This is a genomic window from Photobacterium lipolyticum (genome assembly GCF_003026475.1).
In the GTDB taxonomy this organism is placed as follows: Bacteria; Pseudomonadota; Gammaproteobacteria; order Enterobacterales; family Vibrionaceae; genus Photobacterium; species Photobacterium lipolyticum.
Window position 1 is genome coordinate 37,675 of the sequence record NZ_PYMC01000007.1, and the last position, 22,337, is coordinate 60,011.

Sequence of the window (22,337 nt, forward strand, 5' to 3'; positions counted from 1 at the left end):
TGTTTACTGCGCGATCAACCGCACCTGATCGCCGTTCTTAACCTGTAATGCTGCCGCCATTTCCGGCGTGATCAGCGCTACATTACGTTCACCATCGACCGCGATCTTGCCGACAGCAGCCCGGAAATTCGCAAAGGAGGTATTACTCACCAGATAGTCATGCGAACTGCTGTGTGTGCCGATTTCGACAGTGCAACGCAGCGAATGGCGTACCGTTTCAATGTTGCGCACATCACACTCAACCGTCGGACCGGCATCAAAAATATCGACATAACCTCGGCAGCAGAATCCCTCGTTTTCCAGCAAACGCAGAGCAGGCCGGGTTTTCTCATGTACCTGACCAATCACCGCTTGTGCTTCCGGACTCAGCAGGTTGACGTAAATTGGCAGTTTAGGCATCAAGTCGGCGATAAAGCCTTTCGCACCAATTCCGGTAAGGTAATCAGCATGGGTGAAATCGATCGAGAAAAAATGCTCTCTAAGCCATTCCCAGAAAGGCGAATGCCCCTCTTCATCTGACACCCCGCGCATTTCCGCCAGCACGGTTTGAGAAAAGCGGTGTTTGTGCTCAGCCAACATTAAAAACCGGCACTTGGATAACAGGCGGCCATTCAAACCATGGCGCCATTCCGGCCGTAAGAACAACGTACAAAGCTCACTGTTACCCGTGTAATTGTTGCCAAAAGTCAGTACCTTAACTACATTGTGAACGCCAAGACGGCGTGAGGCATGTACGACCGTGCTGATGTGGTAGGTATAGAAGGGGGTATCTAAGCCAATGGCGGCCTCTATTGCCGTCGTCCCTGCGATTTCTCCTGTTTCTGTGTCTTCAGCAACCATCAGGTAGCCTTCCGTTCCCGGTTCGGTGACGTCTTTGGCAAAGCTCTCGACTGAGTGGGAAATCCTGTTACGCAGAATTTCTTCGTTAACAGGCAGTGAAGTAAAACCATGGCCTGACTCTTCTGCACAGCGCATCAGCGCCGGATAGTCAGCTTCGGTAATAGGACGAATAACCAGCATCAAATTCCCTCCAGATGCAGGTGGCGGCAGGTGCCGCCAACCATAAATTATTGTAACGACATGCCTTGTTCTAACCACATGAATTGTTGTTACGACAGAATGTACTGCCTCCCTCCCCCTTAATTTATGGGAAAGCGCATGGGAAAGGGCAGTGCCAGGCCTTCCTGCCCATCACTGCCTGAGCCAACATGTTTACGATGTTACTGTGTATGAAGTTTAGCAATTGCACGCTCTAGACGTGCCATTCCTTCATCTACGTCGGCTTTATCAATCACCAGTGATGGCGTAAAGCGCACCACATTGGTACCCGCGACCAGCACCATCAGGCCTTCTTCACCTGCAGCCAGCAGAATATCGCGAGCCCGGCCCTGCCATTTTTCATTCAGAGCGGCACCTAATAGCAGACCTTTACCCCGGATCTCCTTAAAGGTTGGGTACTTGGCATTTATTTTCGCCAGTCCGTCACGGAACCATTGTTCGCGCTCTTTAACGCCAGCCAGTACTTCCGGCTTAGTCACTTCATCAATCACGGCTTCTGCAACGGCACACGCCAATGGGTTACCGCCATAGGTTGAACCATGCGTGCCGACTTTCATGTGTGACGCGAGCTCTGAGGTAGTCAGCATTGCACCAATAGGGAAACCGCCACCCAGCGATTTCGCGGTACTCAGAATATCAGGAGTGACACCCAGCCCCTGGTAAGCATAAAAATCACCCGTACGGCCGTTACCGGTTTGCACTTCATCAAAAATCAACAGTGCATTGTGTTTATCACACAGCTCACGGACCCCCTGAATAAACTCGGGGGTCGGGGAAATAATCCCCCCTTCTCCTTGCAACGGCTCCATCATCACCGCACAGGTGCGATCAGACATCAGCTCGGCTAAGGCCATTAAGTCGTTATACGGGATATGGGAGACGGCCTGTGGTTTAGGGCCGAAGCCATCAGAGTAGGCCGCCTGACCACCCACCGTTACCGTAAAGAACGTACGGCCATGGAAACCCTGCTCGAAGGCAATAATTTCTGATTTCTCAGGGCCAAATTTATCCACGGCGTAACGACGAGCCAGTTTCAGTGCCGCCTCATTCGCTTCAGCACCAGAGTTTGCAAAGAACACCTTTTCAGCAAAGCTGTGCTCAGTGAGCTTTTTCGCCAGACGTAAAGCCGGTTCGTTGGTCATCACATTGCTGAGGTGCCATAACTTATCGGCTTGCGATTTTAGTGCCTTCACCAGAGCAGGATGACAATGCCCCAGGCAGCTCACCGCGATACCACCGGCGAAGTCGATGTATTCGCGATCATCCTGATCCCAGATACGTGACCCTTGGCCCTTCACCGGAATGATCTGCATCGGGGAATAACAAGGAACCATTACCTCATCAAATAATTTACGTTCTACTTTTTGATCCGTTGCCATCACATTATCCTTCTGTGCACGCCGTCTTAAGCATAGTATTTACATTTTATTAACCAATTCCAATAGCAGAATATTTTTTTTGTCTGACAAAGAAATTGTTTACACCCAGTGTATGTACATATTTATGCGAGATAAAGGAAAAGTTATTAAGTGGGAATTGGATAAAGCTGTTTTTCCATCTAGGAAATAAAGCGTACCGAAAAATAGGCGAGTGAATAAGATCGCTCGCAGTATTCAGCAAAGAAAGATAATGAAATGTTACGAACAGTGATGAAGATCGCGGTTATGAGGCAACTAAAAAGCAGGAAAATGGCCGTGAACAGCCTAAATCAGGCTATTTTGCGCTGAAGAAAGTTCGCTAACAACTGATGACCCTGCTCGGTCAGAATGCTTTCAGGATGAAATTGCACCCCTTCAATCGGCAATGTTTTATGGGCAATGCCCATGATCTCATCAAACCGGCCGTCTTTTTCCGTCCAGGCCGTCACATCGAAACAATCTGGCAGGGTATCGGCTTTCACCACCAGAGAGTGATAGCGAGTGACCGTCAACGGGTTATTGAGCGAGTGGAAGACACTGCGGCCGGTATGGATCACCGGTGATATCTTACCGTGCATAACCTGACGGGCGCGTACCACTTCGGCGCCGAAGACCTGAGCAATGGCCTGATGGCCTAAACAAACCCCGAGAATAGGTAGCCGGCCCGCAAAATGTTCAATCGCCTGCAGCGAAATACCCGCGTCATCAGGGGTACAAGGCCCGGGGGAGATCACCAGGTGAGTCGGATTGAGCGCAGCAATACCGGCAATATCGATTTCATCATTACGCACCACTTTCACCGTCGCACCTAACTCGCAAAAGTATTGGTACAGGTTGTAGGTAAAAGAGTCGTAGTTGTCGATAATTAGCAGCATTGATACATCAGCCCCCGGATGATTTGGCGGTCTATTTTGCTATAGGAAATAAGAAAGGCAAGCAGAAACATTGACCGCCCTGTCATTTACCAAATAACAGAGCTAAAAAAGGCCAGCATATGCTGGCCTTAATGGTTAACCGATAAAGTGATATCTGGTTCGAGATATTAATGACACTCTTCGGTATCAAAGATATCATTCACCCACTGCGGATTGTCGACAAACGGGTTCCGGTTACCCTGAATATTTTGAATCTTAGTATTGCGGTTAAATTCAAACTCATCGACAGCATCGTACTCATTCCAGCGAAGCAAGGTACATAAGTCACCAATCTTCGCAGAGCCTGATTCATAACCAACTGCCAGCTCTAAGTCAGGGGTGCTTGAATCATAGCCTTCATAACGAGTTGCCATATAGAACAGCATACGCGCAACATCGCCTTTAACTTCATCACGCGGTTCAAAGGTTCCTTTAGAGGTATCCTTCTTATTCCCCGCTTCTGGTGACTCTTTCGTTGCGACACCGCCTTCAAAGAACTCATACGAACCACGTTCAGAGTTTATAGAAGCATCTGTTGGGCGCAAATGGTGAATATCGGTATATCCCAAAGCCCCTTGTGTATTAAAGCCACCTTGAGATTTAGCCCAGGTATGTTCACGGTTCCAGTCATCAACACCGCCACCATGGCCTTGTTTCGACTGAGAACGCCCCGTATACATCAAAATAACATTATTCGGATCATTCGGATCTTCATCCGTTATTGATAAAGCATCCCAGACACCCGGTGTATACGATAATTTCTTATGATTCATACTAATAATAGTATTTAAAGCCGATTTTAATTCAGCGCCCGTTTTACCAATGGCATGATTATAATAACCATTTGGGTTATTAATATCACCCGACGGTGGAATTGGAGCTTTTGTATTACAACGTGCTGAAAAAGGAGCGACAACATGTGGATCATGCGCTTGAATATAAGCCGCTTCTGCACCAAAGGCAGTCACCGCTAACAAAGCAATAAGGGTTCTTTTCATATTATATTCTTAATAAAAAAGGGAGGCAGAACGCCTCCCTTAGATATGGGCTACAAGTTATTTTTGAACCTTACGACGGAAGAAACCAAGACCTAGCAGTGACAACAGACCTAGCAAGCCTGTTGAACCACCGGACTTATGCACTTCGCCAGCAGTTGCAGTTGCAGTTGCAGTTGGTTCAGTTGGTTGAGAAGTATTACCTCCAATAGTCAGTTTTTCTTGACTGACTAACTGCTCATCAATGTACTTCTTGAAGGTGTACTCACCTGAATTCAGGGCATCAACCTTAATTAGCACCCAGCCTTGTTTAATTTCATCTTCACTTAACGTATTGGTGAAAGCCTTCGAGTAACTAGCAACAAATTGCTGATTTTCATCTGAAATGAGAATCTTCGCGACTGAGCCCACATTAAGTGTGCTTTCACTTAAATCAGTTAGATTAAATACCATGTCGAACGCTTTGTTTTCTTCAGGCTCGGTTACTTCTGGCATATCTACTGCCTCAGCCGGGACTTCAATAACAAGAGGTTGATTGTCTGGATCTACTGTTTTGAAGTTCAGTGCAATAACGGCTGGATCGTGGTCAGACGAACGATAAAGATCTTCAAACTTCACCAAATCGCCAGTGTATTTTGCCTCATATTGAAACAGCGTTGACTCAACAGAGTTAATATTCCACTCAGTTGCATCTGCAATCTTACTGATTAACGAAGGTGACGCCAGAATATAATCCAGGGTCCCAACTTCATTATTGTATGAGTAACCATATGATTCTGGGTGCAAAGTTTTCACTACGTTGGTGTAACCGTAAGAGGTCTCGATCACGGCACCATCATTACCGTGTAGTGGTACACCCAACTCATCCTTCGTGCCACCAATGTAAGTATCACGGGCCGCTTTGATTTGATAACCTTCTGGTAATTGGTCACGGTTAGTCAGAACCGTGACAGGATCTTCACCCGCGTAAGAGTTCAGGTCACCAATAATCAGCTTGTTACCTTCAATTGTTGCCAGCGTTTTACCTAGCTGGTAAGCGGCCGATACACGGAAGTTTTCGCAGGATCCTTGTTGGTCAGGATCTTTGCTGCCTTGTAATGCTACGTCTTCCCAGCAAGTAGAACCTTTTGATTTAAAATGGTTTACTGCAACTGTCAGTTTCTCGTCGGTGCCGTTAATAGTAAAGGTCGGAGTAATAGAATCTCGCATGTAGTTATTGCCATCTTCACTCCCTTCAGCTGGTGCGTGTTGCTGGGGCATTGGGATGACACGAAGTTCTTCTAGGCCCACTTTGGACGCTTTATAAATCACCTGACTTGTAATGGCATCTGTACCGACACGCTCTAAACCATCTTTAGAAGCAATTGTATATTTATCTTCATCAAGCAGCGTGGTATTTAAACGAGTAACAAGATTCACAACGGCTGAATTATCACCAAAGCCATTGTTTTCAATTTCCATCAAACCAACAATATCGGCGTCAATAGCCAAAATCGCTTTTACAATTTTAGTTGCCTGGCGTTCAAACTCATCTGGAGTTGTTGCACCACGATTTCCACAAGCCTGATCTTTTATTGAGTCACGACTACCCGCTGATGTTGGGTTACAATCACCACCAAATGGCGAATTGAAGTAGTTCAGTACGTTAAAGGTTGCTACGCGGATCTCACCGTCTTTAAGCACTGGCGCTGCTGTACGGTCAGAGCCTTCACGAACAAAGGTATTTGTCGTCGCTTTATTGGTAACGAAGAAGCGGTAGTCACCATAAGAATAGGTCAGAACACCTTCTAAGCCATCGACGATGTCGCCAATGCGAATGTAATCTTCTGATGTTGTAGTACCATCAGCTAAAGGTACAGCACTGGCCTTACCAAAATCCGGATACCAAGGAACGACACCATTAGCCGCGTTTGCAAACGACTCAACGATAACCTGCTTATCTTTGTTACAATCGACTTCGTTCTTCGCTTCTGTCGTTCCCGGTGTATTGTGCTGATTCGGGTGCATGTTCACACTTGTGTGTGAGATAACCATGTTGTTACGGCTGGCACCGTAATCCCTGCCATAAGTACGCGAAACATGCATGTCAGCGTCTTTATCGAACTTCACCAACATGCCTTCGTGGCGCTCTAGAGTGAACTCGAAATCTTCATCTGACTCTAGGGTACGAATAGCCGTTGAAGCAATGCTAGACGTTGTTCCTGTTGGAAAAACTCTAGGCAAGATAAGCTTTGTCCAGCCATAATCTTCTGTAACCTGAGCTACGACATCGACTTCCTGACCAACTGCTAACCCGTCAATTGCACCCTGAACGAAAATACCGTCTGATGTGCTTGCATCACCGTCACCGGCTTCATCCTGAATGAAGAAACCAACACGAAGATCATGTTTACTTTCGTCGCTACCTTTACCTAAACTAACTTCTTGAATTGCAGTGATAACACCACGAACTTTGTAGAAATTGGTAGACTCATATTTGCCATTCGGTACGTCAATACCCTCAACCGTGCTACTCCAACCACTACCCTGAAGCTCCATAATAGTTGCATCAATTGCATCTTCTACAGGTGGTAGCGGTGGTTGTTCTGGTTCTTCGCCAGAACAAAATGCTTCATTAGTACATTGCAAACCATCAAATGTATCTTGCGCAAATCCTGCAAAAAAAACAGATGGTTCAAATGGACTTGTAGCTTCTGTTCGTGGGGTTAAATTAGTACGACGAAGTGTTTTATCTTTTGTCGAAGTATCACCGCGACCCCAATTAGTGCCAGGATCGGTTCCAAGTTGACCAAAACTATCAACAATGACATCACCTTTTTTTATGATAAGGGCATCATCACCATTGAAATTGGTAACAGGGCTTACAATTCCTTTTGCTTTTAAAGCTTCTGATGAAGAAGTATTAACCAATACAATACTTTCGTTGGCTTTTAAGATGCCATAAAGAGACTGTGTAGTGGAAATCTCTGATTCTGATTTACCATTAGTTGCTAGACCAACAACATAACCATCAGCTAAATTTACATCAGCTGAACCTGTATTGGTTATTTCAATCGCTTTATTATTACTAGAACCTTCAACATATTCGGTAATTAATATATCGGCCTGGGCACTCATTGAAATTGCTGAACCGACCGCCAGCGCCACCGCCGTACGTGATAAATGTCTCATTTTCAAACCTCTCAGCTTCACTGCTATACATTATTTTTTTGATTTGAAGCCAATTTTGGACATTTATGTAAAGCCATCCAGTCATTCACAAGACAAATGTGACATAAAACAGAGTCAATACTCTAATAATTGATACAGCGCTCAAAAAACGGCATTTTTTCAACAGGATGGGTAATTAATCAGTTCAGCGTTCGATCCAGCTTGAATTAGATGCACAAAAAAGCCGACAACATGCCGGCTTGGGGGAATTAAAGAGGGTTTCTGTTATTACGGACGGGGAACGAAACCTACCGCGTCGTATACTTTTTTCAGAACAACAGAAGCGCGCGCGGACGCTTTCTCAGCACCAGCACTCATCACCTGATCTAAGAATGCGCGATCTTCCCGGTACTCTTTATAACGGGCTTGCAGAGGCTCGACCATCGCCACAACGGCTTCTGCCGTATCTTTCTTCAGGTGGCCGTACATCTTGTCTGCGTATTCTGCCTCAATCTGATCCAGGCTCTTGCCTGTCACACCCGACATAATACCCATCAGGTTAGACACGCCCGGCTTGTTAGCAATATCAAAAACAATACGTGCGGGATCTTCAGAATCGGTAACCGCACGTTTGATTTTCTTGGTGATTGATTTCGGATCTTCAAGCAAGCCAATGACATTGTTGCGGTTATCGTCAGACTTGGACATTTTCTTCAGCGGATCTTGCAGGCTCATTACACGCGCACCAACCGGTGGGATATACGGTTCCGGAACCACAAACGTGTCGCCGTACAGGTTGTTAAAACGGTTCGCAATGTCACGAGCCAGCTCTAGGTGCTGTTTCTGATCGTGGCCCACTGGCACCTGGTTTGCGCCGTAAAGCAGAATGTCTCCCGCCATTAAGACCGGATAACTAAACAGCCCGCAATTGATATTATCCGCATTACGCTGCGATTTATCTTTAAACTGGGTCATACGGTTAAGCTCACCCATCTGGGTATAGCAGCTTAGGATCCAGCCTAGCTGGGCATGCTCTGGCACATGGGACTGTACGAACAGTGTGCTCTTTTCCGGGGTAACGCCTACTGCAAGGCAAAGCGCCAATGCATCCAGTGTCGCTTCATAAAGCGCGGCCGGATCCTGACGTACTGTGATGGCATGAAGGTCAACCACGCAGTATTGGCAATCGTAATCATCCTGCATCTGTTCCCACTGACGCAGCGCACCCATGTAGTTACCAATACTCAATTCGCCGGAAGGCTGTACGCCACTTAAAACAATGGGTTTACTCATGATGGGATCTTCCTATCTAACCTAACTAAGCCGCGGCCCTATCGCCGCTGACAGATATATCAAAAAAGAGGCTCGTTTCTAGTTTCTAGTACCCTTTCACACAAATTTTGACTTATTGAAGCACGTCATCCCGGAATCGAGGAACGAGATATCCGGGATCCAGTTCTAACCGTGTGCGCCTTAGATTCCGTATAAGTTCGTTCCTCACTTTACGGAATGACGATGGTTGGTGACCGAACTGGTCAAAACTTCTGTGATTAAGTAGTCGTCTCTAGATTCTAACCACTCCGGTCAACTGACTAAAGTGATCTAACACAACATCCGGATCACTGGCACTGATTGGCTGGCCATAATTGTAACCGTATGTGAGACCTACAACATAACATGTTGCTGCTTTAGCCGCCAAAATATCATTGCGGGAATCGCCGACCATCAACATCTCGGAGGCGGCCAGCTGATGTTTGTCCATCAACCAGTGCAACGCATGAGGATCCGGCTTTTTCAGCGGGAAGGTATCGCCACCGATAACATCTGAAAAATAATCACTGATACCGTGTTGTTCCAGCAGGTGGGGAACAAACTGAGCGGGTTTATTAGTCACAATTGCCATCGGGATCTTAGCCTGGTGGAAAGCCGACAATGTCTCTTTCACACCGGGGTACAGGGCACTTTTCTGGTGGCCGCCCTCGTCATAGAAACGGTCAAATAAAGTCCGAGCTTGTTGATGCAAGGCTGGATCAAGATCAGGCGCAACCTCAGGGCTCTGACTTAACGCCCGGCCAATCAGAATATCGGCACCGTTACCGATCCAGAGGGTAACCTGCTCGACCGAGACGCCGGGACGGCCTAAAGCCCGCATGGCTTTATCTGCCGCATCCGCCAGATCGGGAACGCTGTCGAGCAGCGTTCCGTCCAGATCAAAAGCAATAAATTTTATGCCTTCAAACGGTTTCATTATCACTCAACCTTAGCCAGCTCTTCACGCATTGCATCGATCGCCACTTTATAATCAGGCTGATTGAAAATGGCAGAGCCAGCAACAAACATATCTGCGCCCGCTTCTGCAATTTCGCGAATATTATCCACTTTTACACCGCCATCAATTTCCAGGCGAATATTACGGCCTGATTCATCTATGCGCTTACGCACTTCACGTAATTTATCCAGCGTGTTCGGAATAAAAGACTGACCACCAAAACCAGGATTCACTGACATCAGCAGGATCATGTCAACTTTATCCATGATGTAATCAAGAGAATGAAGCGGCGTGGCAGGGTTTAATACCACGCCGGCCTGACAGCCGTGTTCTTTAATTAGCTGCAGGGTACGATCCAGGTGTTCAGTAGCCTCAGCATGGAAGGTGATCATCGTAGCGCCTGCCTTAGCAAAATCCGGAATAATCCGGTCAACCGGTTTTACCATCAGGTGCACATCTATCGGGGCTGTAATGCCATAATCACGCAATGCTTGACAGATTGGCGCACCAAAAGTCAGGTTTGGTACATAGTGATTGTCCATCACATCAAAGTGCACCACATCAGCGCCCGCAGCCAATACTTTCTCAACATCTTCACCAAGACGTGCGAAATCTGCAGACAAGATAGATGGTGCAATCAAAAAATCCTTCATGTTCAGCCTCTATACGATACCAATGGTCACGGTTAAAATCGCCGCAATTCTACCCGATCCGGTTAACAATGTCTTAATGGATATACTCAAACGACTTGTGATTCAGCATTAAGAGATGGTTTAGGTAGTAAGCTAAAAAGACCAGAACGAAATATGGGCAAGGGAGAGAAGAATGCCGGAACAGGATGAAAATTCACAACCACAGAAAAGAAAAACAAAAAGAAGGGTGGCACTTAGCGTAGCTGCGGCTTTATTTGGTGTGCAGTCAGATAACAACCGCCAGCAGGACTTTAATCAGCGAAGTCCCTGGCCGTTTATTATTGGCGGTGTCATCGCCATTGTGGTTTTTGTCGCATTGTTAATCACGGTTACCCTATTGGTCACTGCAATCCATTAATCGTTGTGCTGACTGTCTGACGGTTTGAACAGTGCCAGTAGCTCATCAACCTTATTTCGCCCCGCCCCATTACGGCTAATCGTTCGCTTTACCTTCACCACCGACAATTCGGCGCCATGATATAAACGTCGGGTCAGCGTAGTATCATGATTGGAAATCAATACCGGAATATCACGCTCTGTTGCCGCTTTTTCGGCCGCATCTGCCAGTGCTGCCTGATCATCGAGACTGAAGCCATTGCCCGCATACGACGTGAAATTAGCTGTAGTCGACAGTGGCGCATAAGGCGGATCGCAGTAAACCACGCAGCCTTTGCGCGCTCGCGAAAATGTCTGGTGGTAACCTTCACAGACAAAAGTGGCGCGTTTCGCTTTCTCGGCGAAATAGTACATCTCATCTTCAGGGAAATAAGGCTTTTTATAGGAACCAAACGGCACATTGAAGCCGCCTTTTTTGTTATAACGGCATAAACCATTAAAACCATGGCGGTTCATATAGAGAAAATACAGCGAGCGCTGATAGGGATCCTGAGTCTGATTGAAAACATCACGAATTTCCAGGTATGCCCCTTTCTGGTTGTACTCAGGGGTGAAAAGGGTTCTGACATCCTTAACATACTGGTCCGGATTTTCTTTGAGGATATTATAGAGATTGATCAAATCCGGGTTAATATCAGCCAGTAAATACTGTTCGAAGTCAGTATTCAGGAATACCGATCCGGCCCCGACAAAAGGCTCTACTAACTTACGCGCGGGTGGCAGGTGACGTTGGATTTCCTCAACCAGAGAATACTTACCCCCAGCCCATTTCAGAAATGCACGATGCTTTTTCATTCAGCTAAACCTACCACCAATACCAAGACCCCTCGAAAGGTGGCGGATTGTACCTTATTTATCACCTTGTCTGATACCAATTACCGGAAATATCTACCTCCAAACCGCAAGGATATTAAGATTATTTTACCCGATCAATTTCGCGATGGATTTGGGCATAAGATTTTACCCAAGGCTGTACAGCCTGAACGCCTCCGGGCAATTGGGTTTCAGCCCTGCGTGCGGTCACGATATCCGGGTAATCTCCGGTGATCACAATAAACCACGGCTCACCATTACGCCGGGTTTCATACAGTGTGGCTATTTCGCTGATATCATGCTCCGCGACAAACTTTTTTGCTGCCGCTAACGACTTCAATGCCGCCAACTGCAGCGTATAGTGGCGACTGTCGATCGCCTTTAGTTCGCTGCCAAGCATACTTACTGACCGAGGTTCAGGCTCAGGCGTTAAAACTGCTGCCGGCTCTGCCGTTTCAACCAGTGACTCAGTTAACGTCGTCATTGCGATTTCATTCGGTAGTTCTTGCTGAGCGATGGCTTGCTCTCCGCTACCGCCGAGCGCTTGCTCCGATATCATGGCATCAACAACCTGTGATGGCACCACCACACGTTTGCTATCATCATTTCGCCCGACGGTTAAGCCTTCAAGCGACAGTTCAGGTGGCAATACATGAGAATCATCATTGATCCCATCTTGTGGTGTCACAGACTTAACCGTTGCCGGATCGCGTTTATCGGCTTCAACCTGCTCGGGTTCATCAAAACGGCCGGTTTTCAGGCTCGCAGATGATTCTTCTACCGCTGCCACATTGTCGGTATTAACGGCTGTTCTTACGCCTTCATAGGCTGTTGTCTCGTCATCGGCCGGGAACAGCCAAAAAACGAGTCCCGCGCCAATGACCGCAAGCAGTACAACAAATAATGCGGCGGGTGAAAGAATACGCGATGACGAGTTGGTCATGTCTTTACTCTCTGTATGATCTAATTGCATTAAAGCACCCGGGCGAGCAACCGTTGCTGCGGCCTTTTCTTTGAGTGCACGTCGTCCATTTGCATCCAGCTGATCGCCAGAGAGCATAACTTCGACAAAGCTTTGTACTTCTTGTTCAGTTAAATCAGAAATTTCTAATTCAAGCGGCACTTGCCCCTGACCATGAGAGACCTGATCTAAATACTTATTGAGCCGCCCGGGCTGGCTCAACAGCAATATATTGATCTGCCACAGAGGTTCATTTTGCGCTTTCAGCACTAAAGCCCATAGTTCGGCGATCATGGTAGGGCTCAATAGCTGAGCGTCATCAATCACCAGCAACACATTGCACCGATTGCCTTCCAACATGCGTTCAAGGCTTTGCACCAGGGGATCCTGGTCGTTAAACAGTGGCTTGGCGACTAACTGTTTCAATAAAATTGAACGGTGCTGGCTATCTGTCTGGGTCGGATAACACGTCAGCAGTGCCTGATTGGTGTCGGCGGCACAATACTCCAGATAGCGCTGTGCCAGCCAGGTTTTTCCGGCACCGTCACCACCCGTGACTTGAATGAGATTAGAACTAAAACGGGTTAAGAATTGAATTCGGGAAAGCAATTGGATCTGACTGTCCAGATCCAATGTTCTTGCATTACTGTCGCTTGTCATTACCGTTCAACTTAAGCATCAATCACACGACGCAGAACGTCGTGTGGTACATCAGATACCACCTCTGCTGTGCCAATTGATGTTGGTAATACCAGCCTCAACTGCCCTGATAACACTTTTTTATCTCGCATCATATGTTTGATAAAACGGTCAAAGCTCATCGATTCCGGCGCATGAACAGGCAGCTGTGCACGCTCATGCAGGCGGATAATACGGGTCACATCATCTTGGCTCAGCAACCCCTGCTCGCAAGCAGTTTGTGCGGCTAACACGGTACCAGCCGATACGGCCTCACCATGCAGCCACTGACCATAGCCCATTTCCGCTTCAATCGCGTGACCGAACGTATGACCTAAATTGAGTAAAGCGCGGACGCCAGACTCTTTTTCATCGGCGGCAACAACATCGGCCTTGATCTGACAACAACGAGCAATGGCATAACACAGTGCATCGTTATCCAATGCCTGTAGTTTTTCAATGTTCTGCTCTAACCAGACAAAAAAATCATAATCGGCAATAATGCCGTATTTAATGACTTCAGCCATACCTGCGGCGAATTCGCGTGAGGGTAAGGTTTGCAGGCAATAATTATCAATCACTACCGCTTTAGGTTGATAAAAAGCCCCAACCATATTTTTGCCCAGCGGATGATTCACGGCGGTTTTACCACCAACCGATGAATCGACCTGAGACAATAATGTTGTCGGTACCTGAATAAAATCTACCCCTCGCTGATAACTGGCCGCAGCAAAACCGACCACATCACCAATCACCCCTCCACCTAGCGCGACAATCACCACATCACGGCCATAATTACCTTCCAGTAAGAAGGTCATGATTTGATTAAACGTATCTAACGTTTTGTATTGCTCGCCATCGGGTAACTCTAGCAGCGCAACCTCACACTCTAATGAGCGGATGGTTGTCATCACCTGTTCAGCATAAAGCGGAGCGACTGTCTCGTTACTAACCACGACGACACGTCGACCTGCACTGATTGCAGACGAAAACAACGCCGGGTTATTAAATAACTCGGCGCCGATAGAGATAGGATAGCTTCTGTCACCTAAATTGACGTTGATCCGTTCCATGGTCAGCTTCTCTTGTGTTATTAACGCTCTTCAATCATCTTGATGATTTGGTTAGCGACCACTTTCGCACTTTGATCGTCAGTACGAACAACGTAATCGGCTACCTCTTCATACATCGGATTGCGTTCCGCCGCAAGTGCCTCCAGCACTTCGCGTGGCTTGTCAGTCTGCAGCAGTGGGCGTTTTTTATCACGTTGTGTACGTGCTAACTGTTTTTCAATGGTAGTTTCCAGATAAACCACCACACCACGTGCAGATAAGCGATTACGGTTCTCTTTACTTGTTACAGAGCCACCGCCTGTCGCTAACACAATACCTTGCTCTTGTGTCAGATCATCAATGACAGCTTCTTCGCGAACGCGGAAACCAGCTTCGCCTTCAACATCGAAGACCCAACTAATATCAGCACCGGTACGTTCTTCAATGACTGTATCAGAGTCAAAGAATTCCATATGCAGTTGCTGTGCAAGATGTCTACCAATAGTACTTTTGCCGGCACCCATTGGGCCGACTAGGAAAATATTTCGTTTTTCAGCCATTTTTAGCAATTTTACGCGCGGTTAAGAAAACGACACCGCCCGCAGGCTATGAATAAAAAGCCCGAGGCGCCAACTTCCTCACATATAATTCGTGATAAGACCGAAAATTATCTCAGGACTCACGACCATTTGGCAATAGCTAGAGCCCATCAAAAGCGAAGTTTACTGAAAAACGATCGTTGGAGTGACAAAAATCAATAACTCACGCTTACCCATTTCTTCCAAACTATGACGAAAAAGGGCCCCTAAAACCGGCAAATCACCTAATAACGGTACTTTTTCGACGGAATTATTAATTTGCTGCTCATAGATTCCGCCCAGAACGACCGTCTCACCATTTTCAACCAATATCTGGGTTCCGATACGCTGAGTATTGATTGCGACGGCCTCTCCGGTGCCAGTACTGATTGTGGCACCCGGCTTATCCTGGGTGACAACCAGATCAAGCACCAGCTTATTATCCGGTGTTATTTGCGGGGTGACCATTAAGCTCAAGACGGCTTTTTTGAAGGCAACAGAGACAGCGCCACTGGATGCTGCCTCCAAATAAGGAATTTCCGTTCCCTGCTCGATATAGGCGGTTTGCTTGTCGGTCGTCACTAAACGCGGGCTGGAAATAATTTCAGCCTTAGATTCAGCCTGCAACGCTGACAACTCTAAATCGAGCAAGATATCGCCAATCTTGGCAACCTGAAAAGCAATACTTGATGCGCCGGTTTTCACCGCCGCTAAATTAACATTAAGAAAGTTGTCAACGGTTGAGTCGCCCTGCAATAGCCCGACAGAATCAAGATTATGTTCGACAGACCCCCCGAGCGTGAAGTCACCCTTTCGCTTCGAGAGCCCCCAGCGAACCCCAATCTCATCAACATCGCCTTCATCCACCGTCACGATACGCGCTTCAATCTGTACCTGTTTCACCGGCCTATCCAATGCGGAAATAATCGCTTTGATATCGTCAACACTGTCATTAATATCCTTAATAATGAGTGCGTTGGTTCGCTCGTCAACATGCAGGGAACCACGCGGTGACAACATGCTGACTCCCCCTTCAGTACCTTGCAATAAGCTGGCTAAATCCGAGGCTTTGGCATAACTCACCTGGATCAGCTCAGAACGCAGTGACGCCAACTCTTCTTCTTTGCGCTTTGCCTCCAGGGCTTTCTGTTCATTCTGTGCCAGCTCAGCCTTTGGCGCGATCAGTACCACTGTGCCCTGAACGCGCTTATCCAGCCCTTTGGCCTGCAGAATAATATCCAGTACTTGTGGCCACGGCACATCATCGAGGCGCAGTGTCACATTGCCTTGTACGGTATCAGAGACGACCAGGTTAAAATCATTATATTCAGCAATAAGCTGCAGCACATTACGTACCGGCACATCCTGAAAGTTAATCGATATTGGCTTGCCTTTATAGGTGAGCTTCTGCTGTTGTAGTTCGTCCGCCCTGTTTTGTTTGGCGCTGACCACAACGTCAAGCCTGGTACCCTTCAAGGTATAATTATAATCAAATGCCGAGGCCATCTTAAGGACCAACTTGACACCTTTGCCCGTCCGGAAGGTCTCTATCGAACTCACTACCGTGGCAAAATCAACCACATCCAGCACATAGATCATCTCATCCGCAATGGAGGTATCAACTATTTCAACATGCAACTGGTTACCCGATTTACGTATGTCCACCAAAGCCTGCACTTTTTCCAACTGCACACTTAATCCCCCCCGCCCTTCCCTGTCGCGTTTAAAATCAATCTTGGTAACCTGATTATCAACTTTGCTGGCTGCGGCAACTGTCAATGCCATAGGCGCAATGCACAAACAGAGAACAAGCAGACGCACAATTTTTGCTGTCATGACTGCCGGAACATTTATTTTCATTCGTTTTTGAGCCTCTTCCTTGTCTTTAGGGCTGAGTCAGAGTCAGCTTCATTGGCCTTTTCAGCCAACAACCAACGCCATCAGGCAACGTTTCTTCAATCTCAATACTATGGGAACTCACGCGCTGGACCTTGCCATGGTTTAAGCCGAGATAATGCCCCTCCCGAATTTTTACCAGCTTTCCTTCCGGGGTATATATTAATGCCCAGAGCAAGCTGTCATCGCCAAGCACACCTTTCATCGTCAGTTTACCGAGCGGATAGTTTTCCAGTGACGTTCGCGTTCGTTGTAAGTCCGGCTGCCAGCAGTCTTTATTACTGCCTTCTTCGCGATCCTGCTGCTCAGGCCGAGGATGAACAAAAGGGACCCGGTGGCTGGTCATCACAAATTCGTCAGCAACAAACACAAACGGTTCGGGGAGCGGCTCAACGTTAGCTTTCGCCTCGGTATAAGCTTGTGCGATAAACACCTGAACCGGATCGTCATTGGCTTGGCATCCCAAAAGCAATAACGTCAGCGGTACAATAAGCCACAATTTATTCATGGTGATCCCTGAAAATTACTCGGAAGCTTTAAAGCGATAGGTACTGGCAGATACTTTCAGCGACAACGTCTCTTGCTGCCCCTTTTGTTCGACTACTTTTAAATCAAAGTCTTTCAGCGTGACAATACGGGATAGCTTGGCAATCGATGCTGCAAACTGACCGATTTGCTCATAGCTGCCGGTTAATTGCATATTCAGCGGCAGCTCGTAATACCATTGCTGTTCAATGCGCGGCGCCCATTGAATACGCTGAAACTCCAGCCCGTTTCTGATCCCGATGTCATTGATGCCTGATAATAAGCTCGCCAGCTCTTTTTCTACCGGCAGTTGGTTGATCACGGTGTGATAACGCTGTTCCAATTCCTCAATCTGTTTTTTCAGTGTCGGCAACTCAGCGACCTGGGCGGCTCGGTTAATGAGCTTGGCCCGTAACTCCACCTCTTGCTGCTTAAGGCTTACCAGCTCATGTTGCAACGGGGTCAGCCAGTACCAGTAACCGACTGCGGCGACAATGAGTGCCAGAAAGAGCACGACAACCGATTGCGGAATAATCGGCCAGTCCGTGATTTCATCTAAATCTAAATCATGCCAGTCACTCACCGTTGTTCTCCCTGTGGGCGCTGAGGTTTAGGTTACTCTTGCGCAACAGCCTGCTCCTCATCCGTGGTCCTGACCATGTTGAAAGACGCTTTGAAACGGGTGAGTTCCTCTGCATTTTTCCCTTTGGTTGCGACAATCGAATGCATCGCCACATTTTCCAGCCAGACTGAATTCTCTGCATTCGATAACAGCGATGCTAACCGACCGTTCGACTCGCCAACACCATTGAGCGATACATTTCCCGCTTTTAACGTTAAATTTTCCAGATAAACACCGGGAGGCACTAATGCCGGTAACAGACTAAAAAGTTGAGTCACCCGATTACGTTCTTGCTGAATATCAACAATCACCTGCAATCGCTTGTTTAACGCATCACGCTGTTTATCCAGCTCGGGTAAAAATGCCCGTCGCCGCTCCAAAACTGCGATCTCTTGCTGTAACTGCTGATTTCGTGACTGCTGTAATGACTTTTGCTCAACGATATAACTGGCACTCAACCAATGCACCGCCACAACGCTGGCCACAGCAATCACCAGCATGCCGACAAAACGTTGCTTATGTTTTTTCCGCTTTTCTTCTCGCCATGGCAGCAGGTTTAATTTATCGATCATTCGGCAAGCCCGCGAAGTGCTAATCCGGCCGCAACGGCATACTGGCTGTACCTCCCCGTAGAAATAACATCAAGCTTTTGACTGCTCGGGAAGCAACTCAACGGGTTCATCCATACCGCCTCAATACCCAGCCAGCGGCTGAGTAATTCATCAGAGACCACATCCTGACTTCCGCCACACAGCCAGAGGCCTTTCAGCGCCGCTCGCGGATGGGTGGAGTTATACAGCTGAAACTGACGTTTCAGGTGATTGGCCAGTTGCTTGGTAAAGCTCTCCCTCACATCTGACGGCGGTGAAGGTTGTTCTGGCAATGAGAGCATCCGTATATTGTCACCGCCCTCGACGCTTGTGTCCGGGATCTGGCTGGTACCAAAGGCTATTTCTCGATGATAGGCCGCCGCTCCAGTGGGTTTAATACAGAACCCGGTCTGGCGCTTACCTACATCGATGATGCACCAATGCTCATTCATTCCCGACACTGCCCTATAGTGGTCGGCCAGCCACAGTAATGCATGGGTTTGTAACTCCATGACTTTCGGGGTTAAGCCGGCTTTTTTAATCGCGGTAATGCGGGTATCGATGGTGTCTTTGCGTGAGGCAAAAACCTGATACGGTGCCGTCATTGTCGGTGAGGAAAAAGAATCGGAGATCAATGGAAAGAAATCCATCCAGAGCTCTTCGACCGGAAAGGGTGACGAGGCTCCGAGCGCCTGAGAAACGGCAAACTCTGCCTCTTCGTCACTGAGATCAGTATCGAGCTGAATGACTTTACTGATCACCGCACTATCGGGTAATGCCAGGGTTACTTTTTTTGCGCCAAAAGGTAAACGCTTTTTTAATTTACGCATCACTGACAATAAGGCTGCAGTATTCACGCTATGCTGTTCATTAATAATTGCAGAGGTCAGAATAATCTCAGCAAAGGCAGATAATTCCAGTTGGTCTTTTTTTTGATTAAGCACAACCGCTTTAACGCTGTGGTTGCCAATATCTATCCCGACACTTAATGGGTTACGCAACATACCGTGTTATGCTCCTGATAACGGAAAAGCAAACTATTTCTAATAAACACCATCCAATGGCATTAATTTTATTTCTGTTATCTTTATACTATTGATTGAAAGATAATGGATAATGACCGGTTGGACGATGGCGTAACGGGAAATCTCAAGTGAAGTTCATAAAGCGATTACTTATACTTGCAATGATTTGCATAATTCTTGGAGTCGGTACAATCTTTGGCTTTTACCTCTATGTGAAGCCAGAGCTCCCGGATGTTGCAACACTAAAAGATGTCGAACTGCAAACACCAATGCAGGTGTTTAGTGCTGATGGACAGCTGATCTCACAATTCGGTGAGAAACGGCGTATCCCATTAAAACTGAAAGACATTCCACCTCAAATGCTGAACGCGTTTATTGCTACCGAAGACAGCCGTTATTACGAGCACCCGGGGATTGACCCGATAGGTATTGCCCGTGCAGCATTCGTCGTAGCCACTTCTGGCTCAGCCAAGCAAGGGGCGAGTACGATCACCCAGCAGCTAGCGCGTAACTTCTTCCTCTCTAACGAGAAAAAGATCATGCGTAAGGTCAAAGAGATCTTTATCGCTATTCATATCGAGCAGTTGCTGAGTAAAGATGAAATTCTGGAACTCTATCTCAATAAGATATATCTCGGTTATCGTTCTTATGGTGTCGGCGCGGCGGCACAAGTGTATTTCGGCAAAGAGGTCGGTCAACTGACGCTCAGTGAAATTGCGGTGATTTCCGGCTTACCCAAAGCCCCGTCAACCATGAACCCAATTTACTCGCTGGATCGTGCAACAACACGCCGCAATGTCGTCTTGGCCCGGATGTTTGATGAAGGCTACATTACCCAAAACGAACTGAATCAGGCGCGTTCTGAAACTATTACCGCTCGTTACCATGGTGCAGAAATTGAGTTGAATGCCCCGTACTTTGCTGAACGCGCTCGTTCCTGGATGGTTGAACGCTACGGTGAGGCTGCTTATGTCTCCGGGATGCGTATCTACACCACCGTGAATGCAACATTACAAAAAGCGGCAGAGCGTGCCGCCATCAGCAACTTGCTAAATTATGACCAGCGCCACGGCTACCGTGGTGCAGTGGCAACATTGTGGCAACCCGGCCAGCCTGCATGGGATATCACTTCAATCACCGAGCATCTGAATAAACAACCTAGCTACGGTGACCTGGTTTCAGCAGTTGTCACCAAAGTGAACAGCCAGTCTGCAGAGGTGGTGGTAAAAGGCGGTGAGCACGCTAACATCGAATGGGATGGCATGAAGTGGGCACGGAAGTTTATCTCCGATACCCGTCAGGGAGCCGCGCCAAAAGCTGCCACCGAGATCCTGTCACCCGGCGAGCAAATCTGGGTTCAGCAACAAGTTCGCACCGGTGAAAACAATACCGAAAGTCAAACCTGGGTACTGAGCCAGGTTCCGGATGCCAATACCGCTTTTGTGGCCGTTTCACCGCAAAACGGTGCCGTCACGGCAATGGTGGGCGGCTTTAATTTTGTCCACAGTAAGTTTAACCGTGCCACCCAGTCAGTGCGTCAGGTAGGCTCAAGTATCAAGCCCTTCATTTATTCAGCCGCTTTAGATAACGGTATGACGCTGGCGACCTTAGTCAATGATGCCCCCGTTAACCGCTGGGATCAGAGCCAGGGAACCGCATGGCGTCCGAAAAACTCACCGCCAACCTACAATGGCCCGACACGTCTGCGCCTGGGTTTAGCCCAATCGAAAAACGTGATGGCCGTTCGGGTATTACGGAATGTCGGCCTAGATCAGACCATCAGTTACCTGACTCGCTTTGGTTTTAAACGTGAAGACTTGCCTCGCGCCGAGGCCATCGCTCTGGGCGCCGGTAGCTTAACACCGATAGAAATGGCACAAGGTTTCTCTGTTTTCGCTAACGGTGGTTATTATGTTGAACCTTACTTTATTGAGCGAGTTGAAGATGCCTATGGCAACCTGATCTATCAGGCCAACCCGAACATTGTCTGCAATAGTGAATGTCAGCAGGAACAACAGCAGGCGGGGGATCCTGTCGCGGCCAGCCGTGCGGTGCTGAACGATATTGCCATTAGTGAGCAGGAGCTGGGTACCGCAGGCGGTGATCAGGAACTCGATCAGCAGCAGGTTAACTACGCGTCTCAGGTAATTTCAGAGCAAAATGCATTCCTGGTGCGTGAGATGATGGAAAGTAATATCTGGGGCGGTGGCGACTGGCGTCATGGTACCGGCTGGAATGGTACCGGCTGGCGGGGTCAGGTACTAAAACGCCGTGACATCGGCGGCAAAACCGGTACTACAAACAGCTCGAAAGATGCATGGTACTCGGGCTTCGGGCCGAACATTGTCGCGACGGCCTGGGTCGGCTTTGACAACCATAGCCGTGAGCTTGGCAAAACGTCATGGAACAATAATCTGAACAAAGATCAGATTTCCGGCGGTGAGGCGGGGGCAAAAACCGCTCAACCGGCATGGGTCGAGTTCATGCAGGCCGCGCTGGAAGATGTTCCGGTTCAGCGCAAGCAACTGCCAAATGATATCGTGACGGTGCGTATTGACCGTCGAACCGGCAAGTTATCGAACCGTGATGATTTTAGCTCAATGTTTGAATACTTCACCAAAGGCTCTGAGCCAACCGAGATGGTGACAGAGGGCGGATCAGGCAGCGTGTTTGAATCAGATAGCTCTGATGAGCTGTTCTGATA

The 22,337-nt window shown here is 47.7% G+C and carries 19 protein-coding genes; 2 read left to right on the top strand and 17 right to left on the bottom strand.

What is annotated here, in order from left to right; genetic code table 11:
- Window positions 1-3 precede the first annotated feature (3 nt).
- The 8 genes from astA to rpe all read right to left on the bottom strand — a co-directional run bounded on the left by astA (window position 4) and on the right by rpe (window position 10,458).
- A complete protein-coding gene (gene astA, locus C9I89_RS11135; protein WP_107283433.1) occupies window positions 4-1,020 on the bottom strand; it encodes an arginine N-succinyltransferase in 1,017 nt (338 codons plus the stop codon).
- A gap of 200 nt (window positions 1,021-1,220) precedes the next feature.
- A complete protein-coding gene (locus C9I89_RS11140; RefSeq protein ID WP_107283434.1) occupies window positions 1,221-2,438 on the bottom strand; it encodes an aspartate aminotransferase family protein in 1,218 nt (405 codons plus the stop codon).
- Between the two features lie 329 nt (window positions 2,439-2,767).
- A complete protein-coding gene (locus C9I89_RS11145) occupies window positions 2,768-3,352 on the bottom strand; it encodes an aminodeoxychorismate/anthranilate synthase component II (RefSeq protein ID WP_107283435.1) in 585 nt (194 codons plus the stop codon).
- A gap of 167 nt (window positions 3,353-3,519) precedes the next feature.
- Window positions 3,520-4,389 carry an endonuclease I family protein gene (locus C9I89_RS11150; protein ID WP_107283436.1) on the bottom strand — a complete coding sequence of 290 codons (870 nt, stop codon included), beginning with the start codon at window positions 4,387-4,389 and terminating at the stop codon, window positions 3,520-3,522.
- A gap of 57 nt (window positions 4,390-4,446) precedes the next feature.
- Window positions 4,447-7,557 carry an ExeM/NucH family extracellular endonuclease gene (locus C9I89_RS11155; protein WP_107283437.1) on the bottom strand — a complete coding sequence of 1,037 codons (3,111 nt, stop codon included), beginning with the start codon at window positions 7,555-7,557 and terminating at the stop codon, window positions 4,447-4,449.
- A 267-nt stretch (window positions 7,558-7,824) separates the two neighbouring features.
- Window positions 7,825-8,829 carry a tryptophan--tRNA ligase gene (trpS, locus tag C9I89_RS11160; RefSeq protein WP_107283438.1) on the bottom strand — a complete coding sequence of 335 codons (1,005 nt, stop codon included), beginning with the start codon at window positions 8,827-8,829 and terminating at the stop codon, window positions 7,825-7,827.
- Window positions 8,830-9,100: 271 nt separating this feature from the next.
- On the bottom strand, window positions 9,101-9,784 hold the full coding sequence (locus C9I89_RS11165; protein ID WP_107283439.1) for a phosphoglycolate phosphatase: 684 nt from the start codon (window positions 9,782-9,784) through the stop codon (window positions 9,101-9,103).
- Between the two features lie 2 nt (window positions 9,785-9,786).
- Window positions 9,787-10,458, bottom strand: coding sequence for a ribulose-phosphate 3-epimerase (rpe, locus tag C9I89_RS11170; protein ID WP_107283440.1), 672 nt, complete (start codon window positions 10,456-10,458; stop codon window positions 9,787-9,789).
- A gap of 172 nt (window positions 10,459-10,630) precedes the next feature.
- Between rpe and C9I89_RS11175 the strand changes: the two genes are divergently transcribed.
- Window positions 10,631-10,855, top strand: coding sequence for a DUF2970 domain-containing protein (locus tag C9I89_RS11175; protein ID WP_107283441.1), 225 nt, complete (start codon window positions 10,631-10,633; stop codon window positions 10,853-10,855).
- On the opposite strand, the gene dam is transcribed toward C9I89_RS11175, so the two are convergent.
- The 9 genes from dam to pilM form a co-directional block, all read right to left on the bottom strand.
- Window positions 10,852-11,688 carry an adenine-specific DNA-methyltransferase gene (dam, locus tag C9I89_RS11180; protein ID WP_107283442.1) on the bottom strand — a complete coding sequence of 279 codons (837 nt, stop codon included), beginning with the start codon at window positions 11,686-11,688 and terminating at the stop codon, window positions 10,852-10,854. The two genes, C9I89_RS11175 and dam, sit on opposite strands and share 4 nt — an antisense overlap.
- A gap of 121 nt (window positions 11,689-11,809) precedes the next feature.
- Window positions 11,810-13,327, bottom strand: coding sequence for an SPOR domain-containing protein (locus C9I89_RS11185; RefSeq protein WP_107283443.1), 1,518 nt, complete (start codon window positions 13,325-13,327; stop codon window positions 11,810-11,812).
- A gap of 11 nt (window positions 13,328-13,338) precedes the next feature.
- The gene (gene aroB, locus C9I89_RS11190; protein ID WP_107283444.1) at window positions 13,339-14,418 is read right to left on the bottom strand and encodes a 3-dehydroquinate synthase; all 1,080 of its coding nucleotides are present in this window, start codon (window positions 14,416-14,418) and stop codon (window positions 13,339-13,341) included.
- A gap of 20 nt (window positions 14,419-14,438) precedes the next feature.
- Window positions 14,439-14,957, bottom strand: coding sequence for a shikimate kinase AroK (gene aroK, locus C9I89_RS11195; protein WP_107283445.1), 519 nt, complete (start codon window positions 14,955-14,957; stop codon window positions 14,439-14,441).
- Between the two features lie 162 nt (window positions 14,958-15,119).
- Window positions 15,120-16,835, bottom strand: a complete 1,716-nt coding sequence (locus C9I89_RS11200) for a type IV pilus secretin PilQ (protein ID WP_107283446.1) — start codon at window positions 16,833-16,835, stop codon at window positions 15,120-15,122.
- Window positions 16,836-16,860: 25 nt separating this feature from the next.
- Window positions 16,861-17,379 (bottom strand): pilus assembly protein PilP, encoded by a 519-nt coding sequence (locus C9I89_RS11205; protein WP_107283447.1) that lies wholly within the window; start codon window positions 17,377-17,379, stop codon window positions 16,861-16,863.
- A gap of 15 nt (window positions 17,380-17,394) precedes the next feature.
- The gene (locus tag C9I89_RS11210) at window positions 17,395-17,979 is read right to left on the bottom strand and encodes a type IV pilus inner membrane component PilO (protein WP_107283448.1); all 585 of its coding nucleotides are present in this window, start codon (window positions 17,977-17,979) and stop codon (window positions 17,395-17,397) included.
- 32 nt (window positions 17,980-18,011) lie between these two features.
- Window positions 18,012-18,590: a PilN domain-containing protein gene (locus C9I89_RS11215; protein ID WP_107283449.1), complete on the bottom strand. Its 579-nt coding sequence runs from the start codon at window positions 18,588-18,590 to the stop codon at window positions 18,012-18,014.
- Window positions 18,587-19,612: a type IV pilus biogenesis protein PilM gene (pilM, locus tag C9I89_RS11220; RefSeq protein ID WP_107283450.1), complete on the bottom strand. Its 1,026-nt coding sequence runs from the start codon at window positions 19,610-19,612 to the stop codon at window positions 18,587-18,589. The genes C9I89_RS11215 and pilM overlap by 4 nt, the downstream gene beginning before the upstream one ends.
- A 149-nt stretch (window positions 19,613-19,761) precedes the next feature.
- Between pilM and C9I89_RS11225 the strand changes: the two genes are divergently transcribed.
- A complete protein-coding gene (locus C9I89_RS11225; RefSeq protein WP_107283451.1) occupies window positions 19,762-22,335 on the top strand; it encodes a penicillin-binding protein 1A in 2,574 nt (857 codons plus the stop codon).
- Window positions 22,336-22,337: the final 2 nt, after the last annotated feature.